The organism is Micromonospora sp. NPDC005161 (genome assembly GCF_053599855.1).
The window spans coordinates 66,550-87,781 of the sequence record NZ_JBSFYQ010000022.1; the positions used below are offsets into that span (position 1 = coordinate 66,550).

Annotated in this window: 15 protein-coding genes; 2 read left to right on the top strand and 13 right to left on the bottom strand. The window is 72.4% G+C overall.

Annotation, left to right across the window (positions count from 1 at the left end):
* Positions 1 to 4: 4 nt before the first annotated feature.
* The 13 genes from ACWD5O_RS21315 to ACWD5O_RS21375 form a co-directional block, all read right to left on the bottom strand.
* The gene (locus ACWD5O_RS21315) at positions 5 to 2,842 is read right to left on the bottom strand and encodes a stealth conserved region 3 domain-containing protein (RefSeq protein ID WP_450086290.1); all 2,838 of its coding nucleotides are present in this window, start codon (positions 2,840 to 2,842) and stop codon (positions 5 to 7) included.
* Positions 2,839 to 3,825, bottom strand: coding sequence for a hypothetical protein (locus tag ACWD5O_RS21320; protein WP_450086291.1), 987 nt, complete (start codon positions 3,823 to 3,825; stop codon positions 2,839 to 2,841). The genes ACWD5O_RS21315 and ACWD5O_RS21320 overlap by 4 nt, the downstream gene beginning before the upstream one ends.
* Entirely contained in the window at positions 3,822 to 5,627 is a 1,806-nt protein-coding gene (locus ACWD5O_RS21325) for a stealth family protein (protein ID WP_449935245.1), read from the bottom strand. The genes ACWD5O_RS21320 and ACWD5O_RS21325 overlap by 4 nt, the downstream gene beginning before the upstream one ends.
* A 348-nt stretch (positions 5,628 to 5,975) precedes the next feature.
* Positions 5,976 to 8,039, bottom strand: coding sequence for a DUF6541 family protein (locus ACWD5O_RS21330; RefSeq protein ID WP_450086292.1), 2,064 nt, complete (start codon positions 8,037 to 8,039; stop codon positions 5,976 to 5,978).
* Between the two features lie 215 nt (positions 8,040 to 8,254).
* Positions 8,255 to 8,902, bottom strand: a complete 648-nt coding sequence (locus ACWD5O_RS21335) for a hypothetical protein (protein WP_354963068.1) — start codon at positions 8,900 to 8,902, stop codon at positions 8,255 to 8,257.
* A gap of 204 nt (positions 8,903 to 9,106) precedes the next feature.
* Positions 9,107 to 9,889: an anti-sigma factor family protein gene (locus ACWD5O_RS21340; protein ID WP_450086293.1), complete on the bottom strand. Its 783-nt coding sequence runs from the start codon at positions 9,887 to 9,889 to the stop codon at positions 9,107 to 9,109.
* On the bottom strand, positions 9,886 to 10,578 hold the full coding sequence (locus ACWD5O_RS21345) for a sigma-70 family RNA polymerase sigma factor (protein WP_450086294.1): 693 nt from the start codon (positions 10,576 to 10,578) through the stop codon (positions 9,886 to 9,888). The genes ACWD5O_RS21340 and ACWD5O_RS21345 overlap by 4 nt, the downstream gene beginning before the upstream one ends.
* A gap of 125 nt (positions 10,579 to 10,703) precedes the next feature.
* Positions 10,704 to 11,561 (bottom strand): spermidine synthase, encoded by an 858-nt coding sequence (locus ACWD5O_RS21350; RefSeq protein WP_354963065.1) that lies wholly within the window; start codon positions 11,559 to 11,561, stop codon positions 10,704 to 10,706.
* Between the two features lie 18 nt (positions 11,562 to 11,579).
* On the bottom strand, positions 11,580 to 12,539 hold the full coding sequence (locus ACWD5O_RS21355) for a hypothetical protein (protein ID WP_450086295.1): 960 nt from the start codon (positions 12,537 to 12,539) through the stop codon (positions 11,580 to 11,582).
* A gap of 46 nt (positions 12,540 to 12,585) precedes the next feature.
* Complete coding sequence (locus tag ACWD5O_RS21360; RefSeq protein ID WP_450086296.1) at positions 12,586 to 15,060, bottom strand: AAA family ATPase; 2,475 nt, start codon at positions 15,058 to 15,060, stop codon at positions 12,586 to 12,588.
* The gene (locus ACWD5O_RS21365; RefSeq protein ID WP_449935258.1) at positions 15,060 to 16,208 is read right to left on the bottom strand and encodes an exonuclease SbcCD subunit D; all 1,149 of its coding nucleotides are present in this window, start codon (positions 16,206 to 16,208) and stop codon (positions 15,060 to 15,062) included. Before ACWD5O_RS21365 ends, ACWD5O_RS21360 begins: the two co-directional genes overlap by 1 nt.
* Before the next feature lie 16 nt (positions 16,209 to 16,224).
* The gene (locus ACWD5O_RS21370) at positions 16,225 to 17,976 is read right to left on the bottom strand and encodes an ATP-binding protein (RefSeq protein ID WP_450086297.1); all 1,752 of its coding nucleotides are present in this window, start codon (positions 17,974 to 17,976) and stop codon (positions 16,225 to 16,227) included.
* A 162-nt stretch (positions 17,977 to 18,138) separates the two neighbouring features.
* A complete protein-coding gene (locus ACWD5O_RS21375; RefSeq protein ID WP_450086298.1) occupies positions 18,139 to 18,885 on the bottom strand; it encodes a pyrimidine reductase family protein in 747 nt (248 codons plus the stop codon).
* A 150-nt stretch (positions 18,886 to 19,035) separates the two neighbouring features.
* On the opposite strand from ACWD5O_RS21375, the gene ACWD5O_RS21380 reads away from it, so the two are divergent.
* Positions 19,036 to 19,599, top strand: coding sequence for a plasmid pRiA4b ORF-3 family protein (locus ACWD5O_RS21380; RefSeq protein ID WP_450086299.1), 564 nt, complete (start codon positions 19,036 to 19,038; stop codon positions 19,597 to 19,599).
* 298 nt (positions 19,600 to 19,897) lie between these two features.
* The gene (locus ACWD5O_RS21385; protein WP_450086300.1) at positions 19,898 to 21,184 is read left to right on the top strand and encodes an ABC transporter substrate-binding protein; all 1,287 of its coding nucleotides are present in this window, start codon (positions 19,898 to 19,900) and stop codon (positions 21,182 to 21,184) included.
* The last annotated feature ends 48 nt before the right edge of the window (positions 21,185 to 21,232 follow it).

The window sequence follows — 21,232 nt, forward strand, 5'->3', positions numbered from 1 at the left end:
CCGCTCAGCGGGCCCGGTTGCGGATGCTGCCCCGCTCGAACTGACTGGGCACGGGGAAGTAGCTCTCGAGGAAGGTCATGACGATCCGGCCCTGCTCCTCGGCGTCGAGCTGACCGTGGTGGGTGTCGTTGAGGCAGAACGAGTCGTAGCCCCGGGTCGTCATGATCTGGGTCAGCTGCGGGTGCTCCAACGGCTCGCCGGTGTTGACGTAGCTCATCCGGATGCTGCCCGGCACGGACCGCCCGGTCAGGTAGCCGACGTAGTGATGCAGCGAGGACGCGACCGAGACGTCGGAGTGGGACCGCAGCTGGGACGCGGCGGCGAGCTTCACCTCGTCGGCGAACTGCCGATCCAGCTCGTTGCCGACGCTGCGGGTCATCGCGTACGGCGCGTGCAGCAGGCCATGGGTCAGCGTACGACCGAACGCGTTCCGGATCAGCTGGCGGTTGTTCTTGGCCGCGCTGAAGTTGAAGTCGTCCTCCGCGTCGACGTCGAGCATCGGAATCGGCGTCGGCGAGAGGAAGAACCTCGCCCGGCCGGTCGGATCGAAGAACACCGTCGGCCGGATCGGGCGGCCCAGGAAGAAGTCGTCGTTGAAGTAGATGAAGTGCTCGGCGAGGCCGTCGATGTGGTGCAGTTGCGACTCGATGGCGTGTGAGTTGAACGTCGGCAGGATGCCGCGTCCACCGAACAGCTCGCGGTGATCCACGACGCTGACCCGGGGGTGGTCGGTGTCGAGCCAGGTCGGGGTCTGCCCCGCCGTCACCACGTAGATGTTGCGCACCCACGGGGCGTACATGTCGATGGAGCGCAACGAGTATCGCAGCTCATCCCGATCCCGGAAACGGGCCGACCCGTCCGCCGCCGCGAGCGGGTCGCGCCCCAGCTCCGCGAGGACGCGGTCCTTGGCCGCGCGCCACTGCGGGTCGTCCCCGTCCACCCAGGTGTAGACGACATCGACCGGGAAGTCCAGGTCGGAGATCAGCCGGTGGTTGAAAGGCTCGATGGTGGGATGCTGCCGCCCCCGCACCGTCAGGGTGGCCGGTGTCATGGCCGCCACCGGGACGCTCGGGCCGAGCAGTGTGGTGCGGGTGGCGACCAGCGCCGAGCCGTCCTGCGACGGGGTCCAGAACTCGAGGTCACAGCCGAGCGCGGGCCCGTACCGGAGGGTCCGCGACGACGACACCACCGGCCGGAACAGCCGCAGGCCGACGGCCTCGGCGGCCCGGCTCTCGGCGGTCAGGCACGCGGCGAGGGTCACGGCCGTGACCTTGGCGTCGGTGGTGAGGGTCTCGGCGTAGAAGGGCGCGGCGGAGAACTCCTCCGCGAGGGCGGCGAGCACCGCGTCGCGATGCTCCAGGGCGACCACCACCCGGTGTCGGATGCCGTGGTCGCGCGGCACCCAGTAGGGAATGGCCTGTCTCCAGAGGAGATCGGTCACCGCGGTGAAGTTGGCGTGGGCGGCGTCAGCGGGCGTCAGGTCGTCCCGGACGACGCTGAGGCGGCCGCCGGAGCGGACCAATCCCGCGACCGTCTCCTGGATACGCCCCTCGATGGTCGCCACGTCGGGCCCGCTGGTGATCTGGCCGGGGAGGGAGGCTGCGGGAGCGAAGCCGGATCCGCCGGTGCGTCCGACCCACGCGGCGAGCCGGTCGGCGCCGGCCGATTCGTTGTCAGCGCGCGCCGCGATCAGCTCCGCGAAGAGCTCCTCCCAGCGCCGCATGATCGGCTCGATGCGGTAGTCCTCGGCGGCGCGCAGCGCGCCGGCCCCGAAGTCCTGCCGCAGCCGCTCGTCCGCGATGAGTCTCATCATCGCGTCGGCCAGACCGTCGATGTCGCCGGAGCTGACCAGGAAGCCGTTCTCGCCGTGGGTGATGATCTCCGCTGGTCCGGTCACGATGTCGTACGCCACCGCGGGGACGCCGGCCGCGAACGCCTCCAGCAGCACCAGCGGGAGCGCCTCACCGTCGCGCGAGGACAGCAGCGCGATGCTGGTCTTCGACCACTCCTCGACCATCCGGCCGGTCGGCCCGAGCACCTGCACTTTGTCACTCAGACCGAGGTCGGCGGCCAGGCTGCGCATCTCCGCGAGCAGTGGACCGCCGCCGAAGACCCGTAGCGTCCAGTCCGGATACCTGTCGGCGACCGTGCGGAAGGCGCGGATGGCGTGGTCGATGCGCTTCTCCGACACCATCCGACCCGCCACGCTCACCACCGGGTTGCGGAGGCTGGACCGGGGCCGGAACCCGTCGGGAATGCTGTTCGGGATGACCTCGATCCGTGGGCAGGACGTCGCGAAGGTGTCGACGAACCAGTCCCGGGTGCGATCGGTCAGCACCACCAGCGCGTCCAGTCGCGGCGCGAACTGGAACAGCGGCTCGCCGGTCCCGCCCCGCAACTGCGACGGCCGGTGCTCCTGGTGCACCGTGACCACGGAGGGCGGCGCGAGCGTGACGGCCATGGCCATCAGCGCCGGCGAGGAGGAGACGAGTACGTCGGTGTCGAGCGACCGCAGCGCACGGTCGATCTCCAGGTCGGCGAGGCGGCTGCCCTGCTTCTCCCAACGAGCCGGCATCAACCGGCTCCGGCTGCGGTACAGCGCCTCGTACGTCTCGTCGTCGACGCTCGACGGTCGGGTCGGTCGCGGCGTCGGGCCGGTCAGGTCGACGAGGTAGCGCATCCGTACCCGCTCGTCGGCCTGGAAGAAGCCCTCGTCGCTGGTGCGGTAGACGCTGATCACCTCGACCGTGTGCCGCCGCGAGAGGTGATCGGCCTGGGTGAGGATGGCGCGTTCCGTGCCGCCCATGGCATCGGCGGTCAGCAGGAGGAAGGTGATCTTCAACTCGGTGTCCCCGTGAAACGTGTGAAGCGGAGGCAGGCCACCGCCAGATTGCCGGCTGCGGTGTAGTACGGGCGGTAACCAACGAACTGGTCGCCGTCCAGCGGCAGGACGGCCCGGCTCACGCGGAGGACCGTACGTGGGTCGGTGAGGTCGTGCAGGAACCGGCCGAGCCGGACCACCCGGGTCGCGGAGGTGCGCACCCACGCCTCCCAGATGACCTCCTCGCCCGGCCGGTCCGGCGCCAGGTCGGCGAGGGGTACGACGAACTCGAAGCCGTCGTCGACCGGTGCGATGGGCACGACCACGTCGGCGCCACCGCCCCGCGGCGTGAAGACCACCGCCGGAGCGTCCTGCGGCCGTACGCCGACGAACCGGGCCCGGATCCGGGCCTCGGCGTGGCCGGTCGCGAGCTGGACCACTTCGGCCCGGGCGCGCGCGCCGGTGACCGTGAGCTGGGCGAGCCCGTCGCCGCTACGCCCCGGCCGATACAGCCACCCGGACACCGGGTGCGGCGGGTTGCCCACGGTCGGTCCGTCCCGGTCCGGGGTCTCGTCGACCGTCAGGGAGAAGCGACGCTCACCTGCCGCGCCGGCGTCCACCGCGAGCCCCAGCGACCAGGTGCCCTTGCTCAGCGGAATCTCGTCGGCGGAGTCACCGAGACGGGCCACCACCTCCACGGCGAGCCGATCGTCCTCCCGTCGGACCGTCGCCGGGCAGCGGAGCGTGTCGCCCTCGCGAACGAAGAAGATCTCGGCCCGGTCGGTCGGTTCGGTGCCGGCCGGGAGCACCGCGTGCACGTGCAGCGTGCGCCCGTCGAGCACGGCGAAGAAGTCGCAGTCGGCTGGTGGCAGCCCGGCGACCGGGTCGTGCCGCAGGCGGGTGACCCGCTCGACGAGCCGGTCGGTGACCAGACCGGCGCGGCGGCGGGCACCGTGTACCGCCTGCAGCAGTCGGGGCTGTGCCAACCGGTTGGGCGGATTCATCGGACCCACCCGGGTTCGTCGGTCGCCGGGTCGACACCGCCGGGCGTGGGGGCCTGCCAGCTGGGAATCGCGGCGGCCTCCGGAAGGTACGTCGCCGCCCGGGCCGTCGCCGTCATCCTCGCCCGCTCCGCCTCGACCTCGGCCGGGAGCTCGAACGGCGCCCGGAACGGAAGGTACGCCGAAAGGAAGTCGGTCAGCATGGCGACCTGCTCGGAGAGGAGGACCTCGCCCGAGTCGGTGTCGTTGAGGCAGAACACGTCGCAGTGCCGCCGTGCCAGCAGGTTGGCCAGCTTCACCGGGGTGGACGGGTGGGCCAGGTCGGCGTACGTGTACCGGATCGACCCGGGCACCGCCTGGCCGGAGAAGAACGACCAGTAGTGCTGCAACGAGGACGGGATCGAGAGATCCTGCGGGTGCCGGAACTGATGCCCGGCGGTGCCCACCACCTCGGCCGGCAGGTGTCGCTCGATGTCCTCCAGCACGCTCTTGCGCAGCGGGTACGGGACGTGCCGCATCTTCTGCGTGATGGTGCGCCCGAACCGTTCCTCGAGGTGCTGGCGGTTGTTCTTGCCGGCCGCGGTCACGGGCGCGTCGTAGACGGTCGCCGGGCCGACGTCCAACTGGGCCGGCGACGGAAAGAACTTCGCGATGCCGTTGGCGTGGAAGAACGTGGTCGGGAGCAGCGGGCGCCCGAAGAACATGTCGTCGTTGACGTAGATGAAGTGCTCGCTGAGGCCCGGGATGAGGTGCAGCCGGGACTCGATGGCGTGCGAGTTGAAGGTCGGCAGCTGACCGGTGCCACCGAAGATCTCGCGGTGGCGCACGACCCGCACCATCGGGTGCTCGACGTCCAACCACGGCGGGACCTGGTCGTCGGTCACCAGGTAGATCTGCCGGACCCACGGCGCGAACGACACCACGGAGCGCAGCGAGTACCGCAGCTCGTCGCGGCTGGCGTAGCGGGAGGCGTGCGCGCCGACCAGATTGATCTCGGCCTGCCCGTGCTCGCGCAGGGCCGCGTTCTTCCGTGCCTGCCAGTCGCTGTCGTCACCGTCCACCCAGGTGTAGACGACGTCGATCGGGAAGGTGATGTGCTCGTGGCCGAGGCCGGCGAACTCGGCCCGGGTGCGGTAGGTGGCCGGCCCGCCAGCCGGCACGAAGCGGCTGAGCTGGGACGCCGGGACGCGGATCGTCTCGCCCGTCTCCGGCACGGCCGCCGCGACCTGGTTGCCGCGCGGCGCGACGAGGTCCGCCTCGGGCTTCTCCTGCGGCGACACCGTGCGCCAGAACTCGACCTCACAGGCGAAGGCACTGCCGAGAACGGTGTGGCCGAAGGGGTCGGTGACCGCGTGGAAGACCTGTGCGATCGCATCGGGGTGGTTGGCGCCGACCTCGCGGCGACCCGCGTCGATGAAGCGCAGGGTGACCCCGTCGGTCGACGTGGCCCGGCCGAGCACCTTGAGCACCGTCGCCCTGTGTTTGCGCGACACGGCGATCGCGCTGCGCAGGTCGTCGGCGTGACGCACGTGGAAACCGTCGATCCCGGCCTCGTCGAGCGCCCGGGTCACCAGGTCGAGGTTGCGCTGCCGGAGGGCCAGCGGCGTCGCCTCCTCGACGACCCGAGCATCCACCCGGAGGCCGTCGACATCCCGGACCTGACGCACCTCACCGGGCGCGGTCCGGGATCGGCGGACGGTGACCCGGGTCAGCCGACGGACGAGCCAGAGCTGCCGTTGGGGCGGCACGAGCTGGATGAGTCGCTCCCGGTACGCCTTCGGCACCATACGGTGTGGGCGCAGCATCATCCTCGACCGCCGTTCCGACGCGTACGCGCGTCATTCGCGATCCGGCGGCGCGGGCGGGCCGGGCCACTCCGTCCCGACCACGGAAGGGCAACGATCACCCTGCGTCCCACGCCTTGCCCCCGTTTCCTGTCGCCGACCGGTGAGCGGTCGACGTCGTCCCTTCGCCTGTGCGGGCATGCCGCACGGGCGGCCGGCTCACCACGCCGGTCGCGCAGCGGAAAGGTACCAGTGCGATCTCCGCCCGAACACCCTCTCCTCACCTCGGGGTAACTGTCCGTTCGGATTACATCGGGCAAATGGTGCCTTTGCGATCCATGACGTTCCGTCGGTGCCGGTCGCGAACCGTCACTGGCCGGACGAGCAGGCCCGCCCCGCATCGGTGACCTGGTAGATCCGCACGTGGCCCTCCCGGTGGACCAGGGTCAGCCGGTCGCTGTCGTCGAGCCGCTCCTGCTCGTAGTTCGCCGGCCAACCCTTGTAGTCGCGGCCGCCCACCACCAGGTACTCGATGGCGAACCGGCGTACCGTGCAGCCCTGGTTCTTCGGCGCCTTCTTGTTGTTGACCAGCCAACTGAAGGCCCGCCACCGGTCGGTGTAGTTCTCCCGGCCCACCTTCTCGAGCGGCGGGATGCCGAACAGGGTGGGCGTGCCGTAATCGGCGTAGGACCAGCTCATGAACTGCCGGTGCCGGTCGTACGCGACCACCTTGCCCGGCGGGGTGTGCTCGGCCAGCCACTCGAAGGCCCGGGGGTACTCCTGCCCGACCGGCGCCCGCTGCACCATCGCCTTCCGCAGCGGACGCCATGTGTCGGGCACCAGGGCGAGCGACGCCAAACTCAGCACCACGACCGAGGCCGCGACGGCGGCGGGGGCGGCGGATCCGCGCAGCGTCCCGGCACGGGCGACGAGCCGCACGAGCAGCCACTGGACTCCCAACCCGATGACGATCGCGCCCGCCACGGTGAGCACCCCGTAGACCGGGAAGATCATCGCACGGGGTCGTTCGCTGTCGCCGTACCAGAGGCTGGCCAGGGCCTGCGCGGCCGACGAACCCGACGCGACGGTCCAGATCCCGACGAGCGTGAACAGCACGCCGGCCAGCAGCCACGGGCGGGCCCAGCGCACCTGCGGCAGCACCAGCGACAGGGGAGACGCGAGCAGACAGGCGATGGCGATCCAGAGGCCAACCTGAACGGCCAGCCCGTGGATTTGGACTTTGGAGCTGTCCGGCAACGGGTAGGCCCACAGCACGTAGCGTTGCGCATCGGTGACCCAGTACTCGATCGCCTTGCCCCACTGGCCGACCAGGTCGGGCGGTTCGGTGATCCGCTCACCGCCGGCGCCCAGGATGACGCCGAGCAGGGGCACGAGCGAGACGAGGCCCGCGACGGCGGCCGCCCCGACGCCCGCCGCGCTGCGGCGCCAGGTCAGCGCCCCCCTCGCCACCAGGAGTACACCGAGCGCGAGAACGCCAACGAAGAGGACGTCGTACGAGTGCGTCATCACGATGCCGGCGCCCCCGAGACCGGCCAGCAGGCCGAGCCGTACCGGGTGTGGGCCGCGCAGAGCGAGTGCGAGCAGCAGGGCGACCCCACCGGCCAGGCAGGGAGCGGTCTGCTCGTTGACCCGGCCGGTGATCAGCGAGGTCCACATCGGGCCCAGGAAGACCGGGGCGGTGGCGGCGGCGGCCGCGATCACCGGTCCCCCGCGGAGGATCCGGACGGCGGCGTAGATGCCGGCGACCAGGGCGAGCGGCCCGATGACGATCGCCCACGCGGTCATCGTCGTGCTCATCAGCCCGCCGGACAGGTGGGTCGCCTGCGCCCAGGCGACGTTCTCCGCCAGCGGATAGAACTCGCACGAGGTGACCGTGTCGGTCGAACCCGAACTGCACGCCGAGGTGATGTCGACACTGTTCGTGTCGAGAATGCGTCTCGCCATGTAGCCGTGGTTCATCGCGTCCCAGCCGGGAGTGGCGACGAGTCGCCCCACGATCGCCCAGCCGTACGCCACGCTCACCACCGACGGCACGGCGACCCCGATCAGGTCGGCGCGACGCGGCAGGACGGGCCGAATCCGGAGGCGCGACGCCAGTGAGCGGCGCTGGTCGTCGTTCGTGTGCTCGGCGCCGCGCTCGGCGGTCGGCCGCTGGTTGGCGGCGGTGCGCCGGCACAGCAGCCGGGAGAGCGCGACCGCGGCGCCGGCCACGAGCAGCTCCACGACGAGCGTCGCCAGGGCGCTGTCGGGCAGCCCGAGCGTGGGCAGCCAGGCCATCGTCAGCGCGATCAGGCCCAGAGTCAGGGCGGGGGCGGCCGCCCAGGCAACCCAGCGGTAGCGCCCCGGCGGAAGGGCGAAGCCGAGCAGCGCCCCAGGCACGACGGCCACGAGGAGGGCGATGAGTGTGGTCAAGATTTCTTACCTCCCGGTGGTTACCGCAGAGCGGCAGCGGCCGGAAGGTTACCGGAACAAGGGACGGTGGGCGGTACCCACTGCCTGCCTGCCGGGCGTCGGCGCCGCAGTCGGGACGGGTCATGCCGCTGAGCCAGGAAGCCCCTCGACACGACGGTGGCCGGCCGCGCCCTCCCCGGCCGCGACCGACCACCGCGCTCTCGTGGCGCCCGGGCTCAGTACGAGTAGCCCGAGCTGCCGGCGTCGTTCGACCCGCTGTCCGCCGGCGGGGCGACCGCCTTCGGCGTCGAGGTGGGCAGGCAGCTGAGGTTCTTCTTGCCGTCCGGCTGGACCACGAACCAGGTGCCGCCGACGGCCTGGCCCTTCCACTGGCCGGGCTTCTTGTCACCGATGTAGCGGTACACCGGCCAGCCGCCGACAGTGAGCTGGCGGGTGCCGTCCTGCCGGGTCACGCTGCCGACCTTGTCGTCGGAGACGCCGGTGAGCTGCGCGTTGCCGTCGGTCAGCGCCGGCGGCCACACCTGCGCGCACTTGTCCACGCAGTTCGACGCGGGCGGGTCGGCGGTGTCCTTGTCGAAGCGGTACAGGATCCAGCCGTCCTGATCGGTGACCACCTTGCCCATCCGGGCGACCTTCTTGCCGATCAACTGCTCGGTCAGGTCGACGTCCGCGGGCGGCGGCGCGTCGGCGGGAGCCTCTGCGGACGCCGAGGCCTCGGGTTCAGCCGCCGCGGTGGGCTCGGCCGCGGCGACGGCGACCGGCTCGGCCGCGCTCGAGTTCGCCCCGTCGTAACCCGCAGGAGCGCAGGCCGTTAGTGCGACCATCGCGCTCGCGACGATGACGGTTCGCTTCATCTGTGCCACGTGCCCTCCTCATTCTTGGCAGTTCACCCATAGGTACGGCAGGAGAGCTGTCAAGGTTGAAGGAGTAACAGTGGTCAATTTCACGTGAATTGATTGAACCGATCCGGGCGCCCGTGCGTGTGCCCGTACACGGACCGTTCCCATACAACGCCGCATCGGCGCCGGCCATTGTCATAATGGCCGACGCCGACGCGGTACGCGAACCTACATGGGCACCGTGACCAGCGGTCTGGCCACCCCGTTACCGTTCACCGACTGCACCTGGATCTGCTTGATGTCGGCGACCGGGGCCGACGTCGAAGCGCTCAACTCGAGGCCCTGCGGGCGAGTGTTGGTGCCGTAGCCGCCAGGCGGCACCGACCAGGTAGAGATGACCTCCGTGGTCGAGTTCTTCCGCTGCACCACCAGTCGGCAGATGAGCGGGCCGGGCAACCGCTGAAGGCTGAAGTTGATCCGGGTGCCGTAGTCCTTGGTGACCAGGAACATCGTCGTCTGCACGCCCGTCGTCGGGTCGGTGGCGTCGACCTGGTCACCCTCCTCCTCGTTACCGCCGACCCCCGGGCCGGAAGGCGCCCCGGTCGGCGCGCTCGTCGGCGGCTCGTTCCCCGGCGCGCTCAGCGTCGGCTCGGCGAGCACCCCCGGCGGTTCGTCGTCGGTGACGCTCACGAAACCGACCGCGGTCAGGCCACCGAAGACCACCACCGCCGCGGCGGTGGCGAGCAACTGGCGGAACCGGGTGCGTCGTCGATCGGCGCGGACCGCGACCAGCGTCCGGTCCAGCAGCGCCGGGTCGGTCGCGGCCTGCTCCAGCGCCATCATCGTCTCGCCGTCGATGCCGGAGAGGAGCCCGACGACCGGCACCATCGTCTCCAGCTCGGCCGCGCAGGCCCAGCAGGTGGCGAGATGCTCCTCGAACCGCTCGGTGTCCTGCTCGTCGAGGACGCCCAACGCGTACGCGGCGACGTCCATGTGGTCTGGCCGGCTCATTCTGTCACCCCCCGCTCCTGCAGAGCCGTGCGAAGCGCGCGCAGCGCGTAGTAGACCCGCGACTTGGCGGTGCCGAGTGGAAGCCCCAACTCCTCGGCGGCCTCCGGCACCGTCCGCCCCCGGAAGTACGTCGAGATCAGGATCTCGCGGTGCGACTGACTCAGCGTACGCAGGGCGTCCGCCACGGTCATCGTGCGCAGCACCCGGTCGGTGCTGTCCGCCTCGGCGAACGCGGTCAGGTCCCGGTCGTACGTTTCCGGCGGCCGGGCCTGCTCGCTGCGATGCTCGTCGATCGCGATACGGCGGGCCACGGTGACCAGCCAGGGCCGCAACGACCCCTGCCCCTGCGCGCCGAGGCGGTGCGCGTTGCGCCAGGCCCGCAGCAGCGTCTCCTGGACGATGTCCTCCGCGCGCTGCCGGTCCCCCCCGGTGAGCCGCATGACGAACATCAGCAACGGGCCGGCGTGCTCCGCGTAGAGCAGCCGGATCAACTGGTCGGAGTGGCTCGCCTCGGTTGACGTCGCCTGATGGCGCCCGGGCGCCGGTCGCGGCGTCACCGAACCATTCTGGCGAGCGGGCGGTCGTCCGTCGACCCCCCGGGCAGACGAGGTCGGCCGCGACGAGGGACGTGCGGACATCCAGTCCGCGCGAATCGCGTCGCCATGCCAACCGGCCGCCACCGCATGCATGCAGACCTCCGGGGTGTCTGTTGACCAACGCCGCCCACCAGGCGGGCCGCCCGGTGGTACGCAGCGCCGCCCCGAGCGGATCAACAAACCGCGAAAAAGTTCTGCGCTGCCGCTCGGCGGACAGATCAGCGGCGGACGGAGAACAGGCCCGGCGGTGGCGGGTCGGAGCCGGTGGCGTCGGCGTCCCGCACCACCGGAGCACCACCGGCGAAGCGGTCCAGCTCGTCGCCGGCCACCACCCGGCCGGGAAACCAGTCGCCGGCCGCCCGCCGCGTCAGCTCGGCCACCGGAGGCGTGGTCCGCCCGGCGACCAGGACGAGGTTGCCGTACCGACGGCCGCGCAGCACGGCCGCGTCCCCGACCAGGCAGGCCCGGGGCAGCACCGAGCGGACCGTGGCGACCTGCCCACGGGCGTGCCGCAGCGGCGGGCCGTCCGCGAGGTTCGCCAGGTACCAGCCAGCCGGCCGGAGCACCCGGGCCACCTCGGCCGCGTACTCCACCGACGTGAGGTGGGCCGGGGTGCGAGCGCCGGCGAAGACGTCGGCGACCACCACGTCGTAGCTGGCGTCCCGGGTGGCGGCCAGCACCGCGCGGGCGTCCTCGACCCGGACCCGCAGCCGGGCATCGGCCGGCCAGGGCAGCGCCCGGCGGACCAGCTCCACCAACGCGCCGTCCACCTCGGACACCCGCTGCGTGGAGCCGGGCCGGGTGGCGGAGACGTACCGGGGCAGGGTCAACGCCCCACCACCGAGGTGCAGCACCCGCAGCGGCTCGCCGGTGGGCGCGATCAGGTCGATCGCCGCGGCCAGCCGCCGGACGTACTCGAACTCCAGGTGGGTGGGGTCGTTCAGGTCGACGTGCGACTGCGGGGCGCCGTCCAGCAGCAGCGTCCACGAACCGGGCCGGTCCGGATCCGGGATCAGCTCGGCCTGCCCGGTGTCCACCTGCTCGACCACCCGGTCACCCGCCCGCTTGCGTCCCATCCCGACCAGTATCCGCGGTCAGCGGCCCGCTCGGGCCGCGGCCGTCAGCGCACGGTGCAACAACCGGGAGTCGCCGAGCAGGGCCCGCAGCCGGCGCTCCAGGCCGGCGATCGGGATCAGGTTCTGCGGGGCCCGCGGGTCCTTGTACGGGGTGGAGGCGAACCGGGGCAGGGTGACCAGCGACAGGTCGGCCAGCTCGATCGCCGCCTCGACGGGCAGGTCGGCGGAGCACTCCACCCGGACGATGCCGGCCCACGGCGCGCCGACAGCCACCGGCAGCCGCAGATACCACGACCAGCCGCCCCACGCCGTGCCGAGCCGGAACACGGGCGAACGCTCACCCGGCGCCAGGGCGGTCACCACCGCGGTCAGCCGGGCTTCCAGGTACTGGCTGTGCTGGGTCTTGATGTAACCGAGTGTGCGCGGCAACTGCCGCCGGCTGCGCAACGGGCCGTCCACCACCAGCAGATCGCCGTCGACCCGGGCGGCGTCGGAGACCGCCACCTCCAGCGCGGTCAGCGGGCCCTGCACGGCAGCCGGCAACTTGGCCAGCTCACCGGTGCCGCCCACCCGGTGCACCGCGTAGCGGATCGCCCCCGCCACCACGTCCTGCGCCGACGGGCTCGCGGTGAACAGGCCACGGCCCACCCGGGCGCCGGCCAGCTGCGCCGCACCCCGGCCCAGGTCGCAGCGGACCACCCCCGCCGCGTACGAGGCGGCCAACCCGGGGAACGACCCCCCATCGGCCTCGGCCGTCCAGATGCTCGCGTCGATCCGGCGTACCCCGTCAACCAGCAGCACCACGTCTGGCGCCCGCACTCCCGGCCGTACCCCGATCGCCCGCCAGTCCACGGCCGGCAGCTCCACGTCCGCGTCGACCTGCGCGCTGCTCGGCGTGGCCGGCCCGGCGGCGGACGCCTCGAACGACGCACCGTACGCCGGGTCCCACGAGTCGACGAAGAACGCGGCGTCGGTCACCGAGTCGCGCCTTCGTTCGCGACTGCGGGGCTCCGCTGCGCTGCACTCACCGGCCGGTCCGTTCCACGCGCGCCGAGCGGGCATCCTTGCGCACCTCGAAACGGACCGGGATCCGTTCGGCCAGCGCCGGCACGTGGGTGACCACGCCGACCATCCGGTCGCCCCTGGCGGCCAGGTTTTCCAGGGTGGCCGCCACCGTGTCCAGGGTGGCCGCGTCCAGCGTGCCGAAGCCCTCGTCCAGGACGATCGACTCCAGGGTCGCCGCCGTGGTCGACATCCCGGCCAGCTGCTCGGAGAGCGCGAGCGCCAATGCCAGCGACGCCTGGAACGTCTCGCCGCCGGAGAGCGTGCGCACGCCCCGGCGCAGCCCGGCATCGTGGTGGTCGACCACGAAGAACTCACCCTTGTCGTGCACCAGCTCGTACTGCCCGCCGGAGAGCTCCCGCAGGATGCCCGACGCACCGTCGACCAGCAGGTCCAACGCCTCGGCCAGCAGCCACCGTTCGAAGTTGTTGGCCCGCAGATGCCCGGCCAGCGCGCGGGCCACCTGAGCCTGCCGCTCGTGACCGGCGCGCTGCTCGCGCAGAGTCCCGGCCTGCTCGCGGCGTTCCCGAAGCCGACGCCGGTCGGCCTCGGCCCGTTCCACCGCCACGGTCGCGGCGTGCACCGGGTCGTCCGCGACCGGCACGTCGGCGGCGGCGAAGATGCCGGCGATGCTCCGCTGCACCGCGTCGGCCGCCCCCTCGGCCTCGGCGACCACGGCGGCCCGGCCGGCCCGGTCGGCGCGGCGCCGGTCCGCCTCGGTGGCCGCCCAGCCGGTCAGCGCCGCCCACGCGGCGGCGACGTCGTCCCGGTCGGTCGCGGGAGGGCCGAACCGGGCCAGCCCGTCCCGGATGGTGTCGAAGCCCTGCCAGGCCGCCCGCAGCCGCTCCTCGGCGGCGTCCATCCCGGCGCGGGCCTGGCGGGCGGCGTCCCGGCCGGCCCGGACGGCGGTCGCCGCCTCCTCCAGCGCGCGCCGCAGCCGGGCGTGCTCGGCCAATTCCCGGCGCAACACGGCCGGCGCGGCCGCACCGGAGAGCTGCCCGACCAGCTCGGCCAACCGGGCGTCCAGCTGCTCCTGCCGGGCCCGGGCCTGCACCAGCAGCCGTTCCAGGTCACGCGCCGCCGCGTCCCGCTGCTGCACGACCGCCTGGGCGGCCTTCGTTGCGGCCCGCGCCGCCTTGCCGGCCGCCGTGGCGGCGGCCACCGCCGAGTCGGCCGGCACCGCCGGCACCTCGGCCACCGGCTGCTCGCAGACCGGGCAGGCGGCGCCGGGATGCAGATGCACCCGCAGGCTGACCGCCAGGTCGGTGGCCTTCGCCTCCTCGTGCGCCCGGAAGGCCGCCTCCAGCTCGGCCTCGGCCCGCTCGGCGTCGGCGCGGGCGGCCGCCAGCGACGCCACCGCCGCGGCGTGTTCGTCGTTCGCCGCGGTCACCGTCGCGCGGACCGTCTCGGCCTCGCCGGTCAGCCGGTCGCGGTCGTCGTACGCCCGCAGCAGCATCCGCAGCGCGCTCTCGTCCCCGGCGCCGGCGAGCTCGCCGCGAAGCTTCTCCTCCCGCTCCTCGGCCAGCGAGACGCCGGTGGCCGCCGCCTCGGCGTCGGCCCGTGCCGTGGTTACGGCGAGGGCCACCTCGGCCACGCCGCCCGGCGCGCGCACCCCGGTCAGCACGGTGAGCTCGTCGTCGAGGGCGCTCAGCGCCGCCGCCGCCTCGCGCGCCGCGGCCCGGGCCGCCGCCAGCTCCGGCACAGCAGCGGTCACCGCGGCGGCCAGCTCGGTCATCCGGTCGACCCGGGCGTCGGCCTCGGCAAGCGCCTCGTCGTCCACGCCGGTCAGCCCGGCGAGCACCTGGTCGACCGCGTCCAGTCGGGCCTCCGCCTGCGCCGCGCGCGCGGTCGCCCGCTTCTGCACGTCCTCGTAGACGCCGAGGCCGAGCAGGTTGACCAGGATCTGCTGCCGGGTCGCCGGCTTGGCGTGCAGGAAGTCGGCGAACTGGCCCTGCGGCAGCACCACACAGCTGGTGAACTGCTCGTACGGCAGCCCGACCGCCTCCAGCACCGCCTGCTCCATCTCGGCGGGGGTGCCGGCCACCACCTCGCCGAGGTCCTCCGGGCTCAGGCCGGTGTCCAGCTTGGTCACGTCGAAGCCGGCCGGCATCAGCTGCAACCCGGCGTTCGCGGTCTTGACGTTGCCCCGGCCGTCCCGGCGCACCACCCGGGTGGCCACGTACCGGGCGCCGCCGGACTCGAAGACCAGCCGAACCCGCGCCTCGGTCGCCGACGGCGCGAGCGCGTTCGCCAGCCCACGGGTGCTGCCCCAGCGGGGCACCGTGCCGTAGAGGGCGAAACAGATGGCGTCCAGCACGGTGGACTTGCCCGAGCCGGTCGGGCCGATCAGGGCGAAGAAGTCGGCGTCGGTGAAGTCGACGGTCGTCTCGTCCCGGAAGACCGTGAAACCGGCCATGTCCAGCCGCATCGGACGCATCAGTGATCGACCTCCTCGAAGAGTTCGTCGAAGAGCTCCCGGACGCCCTCGTCGGCGTGGCCCCGGCTGTCCAGGTAGTCGGCGAACAGCTCCCGGGGCGAGCGCCCGGAGCGTTGCGCGATGCGAGCGCCGCTGCCCGACGCGGCGAGCAGCTCCGGGTCGATCCGGATCTCCAGGGCACGGGGGAGCAGCTCCTGGACCTCCTCGCGCAGGCCGGCGCGGGGCTGCTCCCGCACGTACACCCGTAGCCAGGCGTCCGGCGCCTCGATCTCGGCGAGCTGGGCCAGGGTGCCCCGCACGGTGCGCAGCGCGCTCGCCGCGGTCACCGGCACCTCGCGGACCCGGGCCGCGGTGCTCGCCGTCACCTCGACCACGGTCACGGAGGGGACGTTCTCCTGCTCGCCGAAGTCGACCGCGAGCGGACTGCCGCTGTAGCGCACCGGGCAGGGGCCGATGACCCGCTGCGCCCGGTGCAGGTGGCCCAGCGCCACGTAGTGCGCGGTGGCCGGGAAGACGGTGGCCGGCACGGCGTAGCCGAGCACGGTGTGCGCGTCCCGCTCGCCGCCGCCGGTGGTCGCGCCGGTCACCGTCAGGTGCGCGGTGACCAGGTGCACCCGGTCCGGCTCGGTGAAGCCCTCCGTGAGTCGACCCAGCACCCGTCCCAGGTGGTCGGCGTACGTCTGGTTGGCCTCGGCGGCGGTCAGCTCGTACATCTCCAGCGCGCGCACCGCGTACCGCTGGGACAGGAACGGCAGCGCGGCCAACTGCCACCGCTCGCCGCCGGCGGTGGTGCCGTCGATCACGTGCTCGTCCGGGTTTTCCCGTACCCCGCCGCGCAGCGTGATCCCGGCGGCCTCCGCCCACGGCCGCAGCGCGTCCAGCGCCGGGCCGTTGTCGTGGTTGCCGCCGATCGCGACCACGTCCGCGCCGGTGCGGCGCAGCGCGGTCAGCGCCCGGGTGACCAGCCGGGTGGCCTCGGAGGTGGGCGCGGCCGTGTCGTAGAGGTCACCGGCGACGATGACCAGATCCGGCTGCTCGGCTATCGCGATGTCGATCACCCCGGCCAGCACGGCCTTGTGTTCCTCGGCCCGGGACTGCCCCTTGAGCACCTTGCCGACGTGCCAGTCCGAGGTGTGCAGGATCTTCATGGCTGGGCTGGCCCCCCTAGAACGGGATGTCGTCGTCGGTGCCGCCGCCGGAGCCCACGACGGCGAACGGGTCGGCGGACTGGGTGATCGAGCGCAGCGTCTCCGATGGCGCGCGGCCCGCCTCGGAGACCCGCGTGGCCCAGGCCGGGAACGGGAACTCCAGGCAGAGCGGCACGGGGATGTCGGGCTGGTTGACGAACATGGTGCCCGGCTTGGCCAGCAGCGCCCGTTGCCGCTGCGCCGGCGGCAGGAAACCGTACTCCGGGCGGGAGGCCTCGGCCGGGTCGAGCCGGCCGACCACCCGGATCGCCGAGTTGGTGACGATCCGCCGTTCCACCTCGCTCGCCGTCTGCTGGGCGCCGATCAGGATCACACCGAGCGAGCGGCCCCGCTCGGCGATGTCCAGCAGCACCTCCTTGATCGGCGAGGAGCCCTCCCGGGGGGCGTACTTGTTGAGCTCGTCGAGGACGACGAAGAGCAGCGGCTTGGCGGTGCCCGACTTCTCCTTGCGCTCGAACTCGCTCTTGAGCGTCACACCGACCACGAACCGCTGGGCGCGGTCCGGAAGGTTGTGCAGGTCGACGACGGTGACCTGCGCCGACTCGCTCGTGTTGATCGAGTGCGGGCGGCGGGTGGCGAGGTCGCCGCGGATCAGCCGGGCGAGGTCCTTCTTGCTGCCGATCAACCGCCTCGCGAACGCGTTGACGGTGCCCAGACCGACCGCGCTGCCAGCCCAGTCGGAGCGGGTCTCGTCGTCGTTGAGCTGGTCGACGATGTGGTCGACCAGGTCGCCGTAGGAGCCGAGCCGGACCCCGTCGATGCTCACCCCGCCGTCGGCGGGCTGGGCGTAGCGGGCCAGGTGCGCGGTGACCGAGTGGACCACCATCGTGTACTGCTGGCGCTCGTCGTCGGCGTCGGCGAAGACGTACGGCAGCAGCCGGTCGGCGCAGAACTCGCTCAGCGTCCAGTAGAAGGCGTCGACGCCGGTGAGCCGGCTGCTCACGTCCGGAGTGCCGGCCGAGTCGCCGACCCGGGGCGGGGCGCACACCCGGACGTCGGGGAACGCGCCGGCGGTCAGCCCGAGCTTCGCGTACGCCGCGCGGGTGGGCTCGTCGAGTCGGGTGTTGGGATGGTCGAGGAAGAGCAGATCCTCGCCCTTGACGTTGAAGATCAGCGCCTTGGCGTTGACCGCGTCGCCGCCCAGAACCCCGGAACGGAAGACCGAGTAGAGCAGGAAGGTGGCGAAGCTGGTCTTGGTGGCCACGCCGGAGATGCCGGAGATGGAGACGTGCGCGCCCCGGCTGCCGTCGAGGAAGTCGGCGTTGAGGTAGACCGGCACCCCGTCGCGACCCATCCCCATCGGGATGCGCCGCTCCATCCGGTCGAAGTGCAGCGCCCGGGCGCGGGCGTCGCCCTCGGCCCGGTGCACCACCGCCCCCGGGGTCGGCGGCACGTAGAACTCCGGGTCGACGCGGGTGGTGGTCACCTCGGCCGCCTCCTGCACCTGCGCGGGCAGCGTGCCGTCGGCGATGGCGAAGACGTCGGAGTCGAACTGGGCGCCCTCGTGCCGGGCCCGGACCTGGGTGACCACCCCGGCGATCGTCACCGGCTCGCGGTCGGGCAGCTCACGCCGCGTCACCACCACGTCGTCGAGCTGGAGGTAGCTGCCGGGGGCCACGGCCGTCCAGAACTGCAACGGGGTGGCGTCGGCGGTGCCCAGCACCCGGCCGACCGGCTCGCCCGGGGTGTCGAGGCCGGCGTCGGTCATCGGGCGACTCGGGTCGGTCGGGCATCACGGTCGGCGCGCATGAGGTGCATCCTGCCCGAGGAGTACGACAGGTTGCCACGCGACGCGGCGGACGACACCATCGCCAGTCAGGCACGCGACGCTGGGTGCCGGGTCAGCGACGGGCCGTTGCCGACCCGGGGTTCACTCGCGGGCGTGGCGGAGCATGAGGACGCCGTCGTCGGCGGCGAGCACGTGCCGCAGCGGCAGCTGCCGGGGTGGCGCGGCGTCGCCGGCGATGATCCGGCCCGGGCCCGGCCCGGCGAGCAACGGCGCGACGGTGAGACACAGCTCGTCCACCAGGTCGGCGGCGGTGAGCGCGCCGAACAGCTGCGGGCCGCCCTCACAGAGCAGCTGGGTCAGCCCACGCTTGTGCAGCTCGTCGAGGCCGGCGGCCAGGTCGACCCGGTCGGTGCCGCAGCGCAGCACGTCGGCGACGTCGGTCAGCCCGGGCGGCGGTTCGGCGCCGGCGTGGGTGAGCACCACCGGGCGGACCGGGCCGTCGGCGAACGCGGCCTGCGCCGGGTCGAGGTCGAGCGAACCGGAGACGACGACCAGCGTCGGGTACTCGGCCAGCCCGTGCTCGCGGCGCCAGGCGCGGCGGCGCTCGTCGAGCCGGACCGCCCGGTAGCCCTCGTGGCGCAGTGTGCCGGCGGCCACCACCAGCGCGTCGCAGAGCATCCGCAGCAGGCCGAACACCCGCTTGTCCGGCTCGCCGGAGAGCCCGGCGGAGTAGCCGTCCACGGTGACCGCGCCGTCCAGGCTGGCCACGAAGTTGACTCGCAGGCGGGGCTGGTCGGCGCGGCCGTAGAGCGTGGTGAGCCCGGCGTCGTCCAGCGGCGGCGCCGACGGCTCGGGCCAGAGCCGCCGGATCGGGATTCCGACGGTCATTCGCTGGCCGGACCGGTGACCGGAGGGGTCGGTCGGGCGGTACGGTGCTGGCAGTCGCACCAGTTCCGGCCCGGGCAGTCGTCGTGTCGCCGGGCCCGGCACGCTCGGCAGATCATGCTGGCAGCCTAAGCCGCGGGAGGACAGGACAGCATGCCGCGTCAGATCTTCCAGCTGAAGATGTCCCTCGCCGGCGTCCGTCCGCCGGTCTGGCGCCGGGTGCTCGTTCCGGCCGGCTACACGCTGGATCGGCTGCACCGGGTGGTGCAGCACGCGATGGGTTGGCGGGACTGCCACCTGCACTCGTTCGAGATCGACGCGGTGCAGTACGGCGAGCCCGACCCGGACGGCGAGCTGGCGCTGCACGACGAGCTGGACGTGCGGCTCGACGCGGTGCTCGGCAAGGGCAGCCGGTTCTCCTACACCTACGACTTCGGCGACTGGTGGGAGCACGACCTGGTGGTCGAGGACGCGCTGACCGCCGACCCGGAGGAGCGGTACCCGGTCTGCCTGGACGGCGAGCGGGCCTGCCCGCCGGAGGGCATCGGCGGCCCGTCGGGCTACCGGGCGCTGCTGGTGGCGCTGGGCGATCAGGGCGGTCCGGCCGACGTCGCCGACCCGGCGCACGCCCTGCTGCTCGACTGGGCGGGCTCCACATTCGACCCGGCGCGCTTCGACGTCGACCGCGCCGGCACTCTGCTGCGCCGCTTCTGCTGACCCCGCGTCGCCCGCCGCAGTGGGCAACCGTGGTGAGTCGCCGGCCGAGGTGCCGGGATTTACGCGTTTTCGGATGACCTGCCACCGGGGTCGATGGCGGTAACGATCTGGGAACGCTCCCATCGCCCTATTGACACCCCCGTTACCCGCCGGCAATCTCATGGGAGCGCTCCCGGAGGTGGCGCGGGTCACCCACGCTCCTCCATCCGGCCGCCGGCACCGCCGGCGCCGACCCGGCGCGGCAAGCACCCCCCACCACAAACCACCCAGCCTCACCACCGGAAAGAGGGGTCAGCGAATGAGTGTCACCACGCGGCGTACCCGCCTGGCGGCCGCTGCCCTGGCCGCGATCACCGCAATCGGCGGTCTCGCAGCCTGCGGCAACGACGACGAGCCGGCGGCCGGCGAGAAGCCGGCCAAGCTGGTCGTCGACACCTTCGGCGAGTTCGGCTACGACGAGATCGTCAAGCAGTACGAGAAGGACACCGGAATCAAGGTCGAGCTGCGCAAGACCGCCCAGCTCGGTGAGTACCGGCCGAAGCTGGTCCGCTACCTGGCCACCGGCAAGGGCGCGGCGGACGTCACCGCCCTGGAAGAGGGCATCCTCAACGAGTTCAAGCCCAACCCGCGCAACTGGGCCGACCTCACGCCGCTGGTCGCCGACCACTCCAAGGAGTACCTGCCCTGGAAGTGGGAGCTGGGCAAGGCATCGGACGGCCGGCTGATCGGCCTGCCGACCGACGTCGGCAGCCTCGCGGTCTGCTACCGCAAGGACCTGTTCCAGGCGGCCGGCCTGCCCACCGAGCGCGACCAGGTGTCGGCGCTCTGGACGGACTGGAAGGGCTTCCACGAGGCCGGCCTGAAGTACAAGCAGGGCAGCGGCGGCAAGGCGTTCATCGACTCGATCACCGCCGTCTCCAACGGCGTGCTCTTCCAGGGCAACGGTGATCTGTTCTACGACAAGGACGACAACATCATCGCGGACACCAGCCCCGCGGTGAAGAACGCCTGGGACACCGCCACCTCGATGGCGGACATCTCCGCCAAGGCGCAGACCTGGTCGCCGGAGTGGTCGGGTGGCTTCAAGCACGGCACCTTCGCGGCCACCTTCTGCCCGTCCTGGATGCTCGGCATCGTCTCGGACAACTCCGGTGCGGCCAACAAGGGCAAGTGGGATGTCGCGGCCGTGCCGGGTGGCGGCGGTAACTGGGGCGGCTCGTGGCTCGCGGTTCCGGAGCAGAGCAAGTACCCGAAGGAGGCGGCGAAGCTCGCTGAGTACCTGACCAACGCGAAGAGCCAGGTGGACGCCTTCAAGCTCAAGGGCCCGCTGCCCACCAACCTGGAGGCGCTGAAGAACGACGCGTTCCTCAGCTACACCAACGAGTACTTCAGCAACGCGCCGACCGGCAAGATCTTCGGGGAGAGCGTCGCCAAGATCCAGCCGATCCACCTGGGTCCGAAGCACCAGGCGGTGAAGGAGAACGCGCTCGAGCCGGCCCTGCGGGCGTTCGAGAACGGGCAGGCCGACAAGGCGAAGGCCTGGGAGCAGTTCACGAAGGACGCAAAGACTCAGGGTGCCTTCTGAGTGATTCCCTGCCGGTGGCGTTCGGGAGTACCCGGACGCCACCGGCCG